A 7299-nucleotide genomic window follows, 5' to 3' on the forward strand; every position below is an offset into this window, starting at 1 on the left:
GATGGTAATCGTGGCCTGGAACGCACCCAATGAAGAGCCATCCAGCGGAAGTACCAGGTCCTTTTCCAGCACATCGGCCTGGATCTCATACTCAAATTCGGTAACCGGTTCATCACCAGCAGGATTATGAAAAGTGTACCCACCCAAGTTTACGTTCTGATTGATAGTAGCCTGACCGACAGAGAGAGTGTAGGGCCCAAACGTAAGGCTGTCGTCTCCGATGGCAGGTGAATCAAAATTCGGGAAGGTCAGTTGAAAACGAACATCAAATGGCAGGGTATTTCTCAAACCGGTAAGCGAGATGCTGTTGGTATCGAGATCGGCAGTGGGGCGCAAAACCCCGCTTATAATCTGAACTGTACTGGTCTCAGACAATGGCAGCGCAGGAGGCGTCTCTCGAACCAGGGAGGTAGCAGCCGTCGTGATGGCCAGGCTGTCCACCCCTCCAATACCAAGGCGAATCGTAAACTCAATCTGGGGCGTGGTATGTGCCGGGATCAACACATCAGCTAAGACTGTAGGCAATTCTAAGCCGAAGCTCATACTGATACTGCTACCCAGTTTCTCCGAGGCCAAATCGGTGGCACGGGCGAAGGTATTACCCGGAGCCAGAGTAGCTGTCTCATGCCTGACAAACAGGGGACCCGAAGTTAGCTCCAGCTTAATCGAATCAACGTTGGTGGGGAATTCGCTGTTAGTAACAGTAGTAGCAAACTCACTCACGCCGGGTGTGCTCGTTAGTTGCACATACCGAATGGCTTTGATAAAGGGATTATCCTGCAATACGGTGGCTGTGTCAATCATCTCGTAGGGGCCTTCCTCCTCCTCTACCGGGGAGACCGGAGGAGTGGCTACGATATTGTTCCAGGTTGCCTGGGGGATAGTAAAAGGGAAGTCTGAAGGAAAAGTAAGACCCTCAAACAGTGGCTGCCCGGTACTCCGCAGCAGGGAGTCCAGGGCCACCACTACATTGATGGATTCCTCCACGGCGGTAAAGAAGTCCGCGGCATTGGGTGCCGTCACCTCTTCATTAACAGGCGACGGCGTTGCCGACGAGGGCAGATCTACTTCCAAAAAATCCGGGTTGATCTCCGTGGTGTCCAGGTCTCCCCGGAACTCGATTTGAATCTCTCGTGTGGTGGTATCCGCGAAGATGGTGGAGTCATTCACCAACCCACTTAGTTCATAAGTCCGGTTGACAAGGGGAAGTGTTAGTGACACACCCCAGTGGGGAGGTTCCCACGGCTCCAGAACCTTAAAATCGCACGCCCCCACAATAATCATAATGGCCAGAAGTAAGATAGGCACCACACTCCTGCTCCAGGCGAAAGGAGGCCGCATCTTCGCTAACTCCGATATACTTTTAGCTCTCTCGGGCGATATCATGTAGACGACGGAATTGCAGTTGGGGAAATCTAGGAATGTTTATAGGGAATCCAAATAAATTCGTGTAACCACCAATAACACGATCTTTGCCCGCGACACAGTTTGTAGACTGGCCAACATGAGGAAAGGAACCTACTTCAGATATTTGGTTAGATCGCCGGTTTTATCGAGGCGCTCCCAGGTAAAGGTTTCCTCCTCCCGACCAAAATGTCCATACGCCGCAGTCTTCTGGTAGATGGGTCGTAAGAGCTGCAGATGCTGTATGATTTCTCTGGGCTTGAGAGGGAATTCCTTTCGGATGATCGCGGCAATCTTGGTATCATCAAGCTGACCGGTCCCGAAAGTGTCGACACTGACCGAAATCGGTTCCGCAACACCGATGCTGTAAGCTAGCTGCACTTCGCACCGTCGGGCCAGCCCCGCACCCACGATATTCTTGGCGATATATCGGGCCATATAAGAAGCCGAACGATCGACCTTAGAAGGGTCTTTCCCCGAAAAGGATCCCCCGCCGTGACGGGCATAGCCACCATAAGTATCTACGATGATCTTGCGCCCGGTCAAGCCCGTGTCCGCCTGGGGACCACCGATCACAAAGCGACCCGTCCCATTAATGATGAAATGCTCTCTAAAATCAATATGGCTCTCTACCAGAACAGGCAGAACGACATGCTCCACTACTTCCCTGGTGATGAACTGGTGCTCCATTCTGACATCAGGGTAGGCATCACTCAAATCGTCATGTTGGGTGGCAACCACCACTTTCTGCACGTTCACTGGCTTGTCACCTTCGTACTCCACGGTAACCTGGGTTTTGCCATCGGGTCGGAGCCAGGGCAGCTCTTCTGACTTGCGCAGCTCCGCCAGACGCCGGGCAATCCGATGGGCGAGCTGGATCGGGAGGGGCATGAGTTCCGGGGTCTCGTCACAAGCGAAGCCAAACATGAGTCCCTGATCGCCGGCTCCCTGCTCATGTTCGTTGGTCTCATCCACTCCCTGGGCAATCTCCGGGCTCTGCTCATCTATACTGGTAAGGACCGCCGCCTTCGTGGCACTGATGCCGTAAGAGGCACGGGTATAGCCAATATCAGCCAGGGTCTTGCGGACAATACTGGGGATGTCAACATAGGTGGCGGTGGTAATTTCGCCGGACACAAGGATCAAACCGGTTGTGGCCAGAGTCTCGCAGGCGACCCGACCCTGAGGATCTTTCGCTAGAATCGCATCCAGTATCGCATCCGAGATTTGGTCGCAAATCTTATCGGGGTGGCCTTCAGTTACCGATTCGGACGTGAACACTCGGCGATCAGGCATGTAACTTTTCCCTACTAATTAGTCGTTGCGTCGTGATAAAGTGGGGTAAATTACACAGAGAGCCGTCGTACATACCAGCTATTGCTGGCTGCTAGTCCCCCAGTGATGCAACAGACGTGAGCTATTCCACACCTGGGATACCGTTAGAATCGCTCGGTGCCACCCTGAGATGGTTGCCAGCGGCTTTTCTCTTGTAACTTTCCCGGTCGGAAAATTGTCCCGAGGAGTTCACATGCATAAAACTATACCTTTACTAGTCCTGATTACCTTCTCCGCTGCAAATCCCCAGATCACCCCCGAGATTTATTACCAACGGCGAGAGAGCGTCCGAGCGCAAATGGGACCTGGAGGACGGATGGTCCTGCTTACGAAAGCCATCACGATCCGAAATGGTGATGTGGAATACAAATTCCGTCCGGACTCCGACTTCTGGTACCTTACAGGCTTCAAGGAATCCCATGCGGTCTTGGTGCTGACCGGCGAGGAAGTGCGTTTTTCCGCCGGTGATCGAACCTATGAAGGTCATGAGTTTCTCTTTTTAGAAGCCAAGAATCCAAGGAGGGAGCGTTGGAGTGGCGAGCGTCTGGGAATTGAACAGGCACCGGAGGTTCTGGCCATTGACCAGGCTCTCCCCATCGACGCCTTCACCGAAGCGCTGCCCCGGCTCATGACCGGGGCTCATACAGTGTACGTCAATCTGAACCAGGCCGATCTGGAGCGGCCTCTCACTGCCCTGGCCGAGGCAACGTTGCAGTGGGTTCCCCCAAGCATCTGGACTCGACTATGTCCGTTCCGGATAGCTCGAAGCCTTCGGCAATCAAAAAAACGGCTCGATGCCCAAGCCAGGAAGATCAGGCCGCACAACCTGAAACTGGCGTACAAATCAGCCGGAGAGATTCTTGATCCAATGCGCAACCGTAAGTCACCACAGGAAATCGAACTGATCCAGCAGGCGGCGGAAATCACAGGCCAAGGGCTGGTGGCGGCCATGCAACGGGTCCAGCCCGGGCTGTATGAATATCAGGTGCAGGCCACTATTGAATATCTGTTCAAGGATAACGGCGCGCAACGGGAAGGTTTCCCTTTGATCATCGCCTCGGGCCCCAACGCGCTCATCCTGCACTATTCTGAAAGTAACCGCCAACTTCAGCCGGGGGAGCTGCTTCTTATGGACGTCGGCGCTGAGTTTGACATGTATACGGCCGACATCGCCCGCACAGTGCCTGTAGACGGCATCTTTTCGCCCGCCCAACGAGAACTGTATAGCTGCCTTTTAGAAGTCCAGGCGGCGGCGGCAACAGCCCTCCAGCCCGGAATCACTATCAAAGAACTGAATCGGATCGTAAAAGAGGCTCTCAAGGAAAAAGGCTACGACCAATACTGCATCCATGGCGTGTCACACTGGCTGGGATTGGATGTACACGATGTGGGTGGTAATGAAATTCCGGCCGCGCCGGGGATGGTCCTCACACTTGAGCCCGGCATTTACATCCCGGCCGATGATGAGTCCCTACCTCAGGCCTATCGGGGTCTGGGCCTCCGTCTGGAAGATGATTTCCTCGTGACCGAAACAGGCGGCGTGATGCTTTCCAAGAATATTCCCCGAACAGTTGATGAAATTGAATCCATCATGAAAAAATAAACCGGCCGCGAAACCATTGTTGTCCGGCCGGTGTATGGCTGCTCAGGCTGCAGGGTTGATAGCGGTCCTAGTTTTCCTCCTCTACCACCTGGCGCAGGTACTCATCAATATTGACATCACTCGGGACAGCCACCATGCGCTCTGAAAACCGCACGGCACCCGTATCAGAATCCTTCACACTCTTGACGACCCGCACATATCGCCTTTCAGCCTTGCTGCGTTCGGCATATTTTCTAGCCTTATCCGCAAAAGATCTCTTTCCTTTCGCCATACTTATTGCCCTTCCTGATCCGTCTTATCCTCTACCCCGGAATAAGAAATTACGTCATTGCCCCCGCGACGCTTAACCATATACATGGCATCGTCAGCACATTGGATGAGAGTACCCATGTCCTGGCCATCGGTAGGGTATTCTGACATGCCGATACTGACTGAAATCCGACTCTTGATACCATTGCTGGTAAACTGGTAATCAGCGATCGTATTCCTGATCCTTTCTGCCGTCGACAGGCTGGTGTTTTTGCCGGCGTTGATGATAATCACTCCAAACTCCTCACCACCATAACGGCCGGCGATATCGGCCTTCCGGACGCATGAGCGAATCAGCTGGGCTGTCTGCCAGAGCACATAATCCCCGTACAAGTGACCGTAGGAGTCATTGACATTCTTGAAATGATCCAAATCAAGCATGAGAAAGGTCATGGTTTCCCCGTAACGGGAAGCCCGTTCCAGCTCTTGGCCTAACCGTTCCATGAACGACCGGTGGTTCAGCAGCTGGGTCAGGCCATCGACAGTGGCCATTGCGTGAATCTCCCGGTACCTCTGGGTCCAGCAGAGCGCCGTGCCATAGACTTGTACGATGGCTTTCAGGATATCTAAATCTCGAAGTCCGAAATGATCCTTTGCCGTGCTCTCCACTGCCACGAGGCCCCTCGATATACCGGCCTCTACGATCGGCACGCCCAGAAAGCAAGTCAGCCGCGTGCTCTTGAAATCACCAGCGAGAAAGCGTCCCTGATATTCGGACTCCTCCAGACAGCCAATATTTAGCGCCTCCACTCGCCGGAACACTTCACCGTGGACAACACCGGCGGGAGCATAGGTAAATCCGACCGGGTAGTTCTCTTCCAGACCCTCCACCCAGTCGATTTTTAGCCTTTCATGCACCTCGGTACACTGGGTAGAAATAGTCAATCTGTCGAAAGTCAACATGCCCTTTGCCAGATCGACCAGGGTATCGATGAGCACCTCCACCGTGGACGAAATATCCAGCGCCACAGCCCGGCTCACAAGGTCTGATAAAAACGCTTTTTCAGCCCGTGTGAGTTCCAGCTGCGATTTCATGATCAAGTTGTTCTGGATAATTCGAGCCACCAACTCAATTGACCTTAAGACCTGCAACTCATCGTTCGGTACGTGCTGCAGTTCAACCACGAGCATCCCAACCTGCCCGTCCCCATTGACCAGGGGGCAGACTATGACGACCCCATCGGGATGCTTGCCGGGACTGGTCAGCAGTAATGCCCTGCTTTTATCTGACACCATCCTAGCAGAGGCCGGGCTGTCTTTGCCTGCCTTGAAGGTCAAATCAGAAATGGAACCAGAAGGGATAGATTCAACGAAGGTGTTTGCGGGAGCATTGCTTTTTTGGAAGATGAGATCGCTCCCATCCCGCTCGTGAAGATAGACCGCAGCGCTACTGCCGGGCAACGAATCAGACAAAACAGTAAATACCATCGCTAGGGAATCAGTAAAATAGTCCCCTTGGTCCTGGTGATTAATATAAGGATCTTCTCCCACGGGTCTATATTATCTGCCGCTCCTTATATTTGATCACAACTCTGGGAGAGAGGCAGGTCTCCCCATGCACTCCCCATGCATCTATTATAATATTAATTTAATTAATCAGCTATGCTTAGATCAGCATTATTTTCTTATTGTCTTGGCCCCTGGTTGACATATTTGATCTTTCTTGAAAAGTCATGCCGGGAGCTGTCTCGCTGATCTAGAAGGGAATCGCTAGGTGCGGTGGTGATTAGGGCGGGTGTGGAGCCAGATGCCCCGATGGGATTGGGTGTCATCATGGCGGGTGGATTGTTAGGTGGGGCACCTGCAGGCGGATCTACCAAGGGGGCCGATTCCGGTTGGAAAAGGCTCACACCGATGACCAGAAGTGCCAGGGCCGCCGCCGCTATTCCACTCAGGGAAATAGGCGAAAAGCCCATGACTCGCGGCGCAAGTAATTGACGCCACCATGATGGTGTGCGATTGATCTCGGCTCGAAGACGGGTCTGTAGGCGCGGAACAAAATCAGGTGCTAGTGATGCCGGGATAGCTTTCGCCAGGTTCGCCTTGATGCCTTCCATCTGCGTCATGAGATCGGCGCATTGGGAACACGCCTCAATGTGCTCTTTGAAAGCTCTAAGTTCAGTAAAGGAAAGCTCAGAGTCCAGGTAGGGTGATATTTTAAGACGAAACTGAGAACAATTCATTCAGAATGATTTCCCCCCTTAATTCTTAGATTTAAAAGCATTTCCTGAAGTCTTAAACGGGCTCGGTTGACCCTGGATTTCACGGTACCAAGTGGAATTTTCATAATTTTACTGATCTCATCATAAGAAAGTTCCTGCACATCTCGCAAAATAATCACCGTCCGAAAGTGCAGGGGCAGCCTGGCGAGGGCCATCCCGATGTATCGCTCGGTCTGCTCGCCCTCTAATGCTTTACTGGGAGCGTAGTCTTCCGAGGGCAGCTCATACTCCCGCTCTCCAAGTCCCAGGGTACTCATGCTGAAAGTGGCACGGCGCTTGCGCTTGCGCAGTTCCGTCCGGGCCAGATTGCCCGCAATGGTATATATCCAGGTAGAGAAGCGGGCGATCTCACGATAAGCATGCCGATGGGTATACACTTTCACCAGTGTGTCCTGCACCAGGTCTTCAGCAAGATCCCTATCCCCT

Annotated in this window: 7 protein-coding genes and 1 pseudogene; 1 reads left to right on the forward strand and 7 read right to left on the reverse strand. The window is 52.9% G+C overall.

Going from position 1 to position 7299, the window contains the following annotated elements; genetic code table 11:
* A partial coding sequence (locus ACETWG_00945) for a hypothetical protein (GenBank protein ID MFB0515155.1) occupies positions 1 to 1341 on the reverse strand: 1341 nt, incomplete at its 3' end.
* 177 nt (positions 1342 to 1518) lie between these two features.
* A complete protein-coding gene (metK, locus tag ACETWG_00950; protein ID MFB0515156.1) occupies positions 1519 to 2700 on the reverse strand; it encodes a methionine adenosyltransferase in 1182 nt (393 codons plus the stop codon).
* 232 nt (positions 2701 to 2932) lie between these two features.
* On the opposite strand from metK, the gene ACETWG_00955 reads away from it, so the two are divergent.
* Positions 2933 to 4342: an aminopeptidase P N-terminal domain-containing protein gene (locus ACETWG_00955; GenBank protein ID MFB0515157.1), complete on the forward strand. Its 1410-nt coding sequence runs from the start codon at positions 2933 to 2935 to the stop codon at positions 4340 to 4342.
* A 67-nt stretch (positions 4343 to 4409) separates the two neighbouring features.
* Here the strand turns inward: ACETWG_00955 and ACETWG_00960 are convergent, their stop codons facing one another.
* The 5 genes and pseudogenes from ACETWG_00960 to ACETWG_00980 form a co-directional block, all read right to left on the reverse strand.
* Complete coding sequence (locus ACETWG_00960) at positions 4410 to 4613, reverse strand: DUF4295 family protein (protein ID MFB0515158.1); 204 nt, start codon at positions 4611 to 4613, stop codon at positions 4410 to 4412.
* A 2-nt stretch (positions 4614 to 4615) separates the two neighbouring features.
* Positions 4616 to 6064, reverse strand: a complete 1449-nt coding sequence (locus ACETWG_00965; protein ID MFB0515159.1) for a diguanylate cyclase — start codon at positions 6062 to 6064, stop codon at positions 4616 to 4618.
* Positions 6065 to 6276: 212 nt separating this feature from the next.
* Positions 6277 to 6717, reverse strand: coding sequence for a hypothetical protein (locus ACETWG_00970; protein ID MFB0515160.1), 441 nt, complete (start codon positions 6715 to 6717; stop codon positions 6277 to 6279).
* Positions 6718 to 6735: 18 nt separating this feature from the next.
* Positions 6736 to 6834: pseudogene (locus tag ACETWG_00975) on the reverse strand (anti-sigma factor).
* On the reverse strand, positions 6831 to 7299 hold a 469-nt coding region (locus ACETWG_00980; protein MFB0515161.1), incomplete at its 5' end, for an RNA polymerase sigma factor. The gene ACETWG_00980 and the pseudogene ACETWG_00975, both read right to left, overlap by 4 nt.

Source organism: Candidatus Neomarinimicrobiota bacterium, from assembly GCA_041862535.1.
Classification (GTDB): Bacteria; Fidelibacterota; Marinisomatia; order SCGC-AAA003-L08; family TS1B11.

Excerpts from the sequence above, each read along its gene's own strand:
- ACETWG_00955 (MFB0515157.1), top strand. The coding sequence starts at position 2,933 with ATGCATAAAACTATACCTTTACTAGTCCTGATTACCTTCTCCGCTGCA.
- ACETWG_00970 (MFB0515160.1), bottom strand. The coding sequence starts at position 6,717 with ATGACGCAGATGGAAGGCATCAAGGCGAACCTGGCGAAAGCTATCCCG.
- metK (MFB0515156.1), bottom strand. The coding sequence starts at position 2,700 with ATGCCTGATCGCCGAGTGTTCACGTCCGAATCGGTAACTGAAGGCCAC.
- ACETWG_00960 (MFB0515158.1), bottom strand. The coding sequence starts at position 4,613 with ATGGCGAAAGGAAAGAGATCTTTTGCGGATAAGGCTAGAAAATATGCC.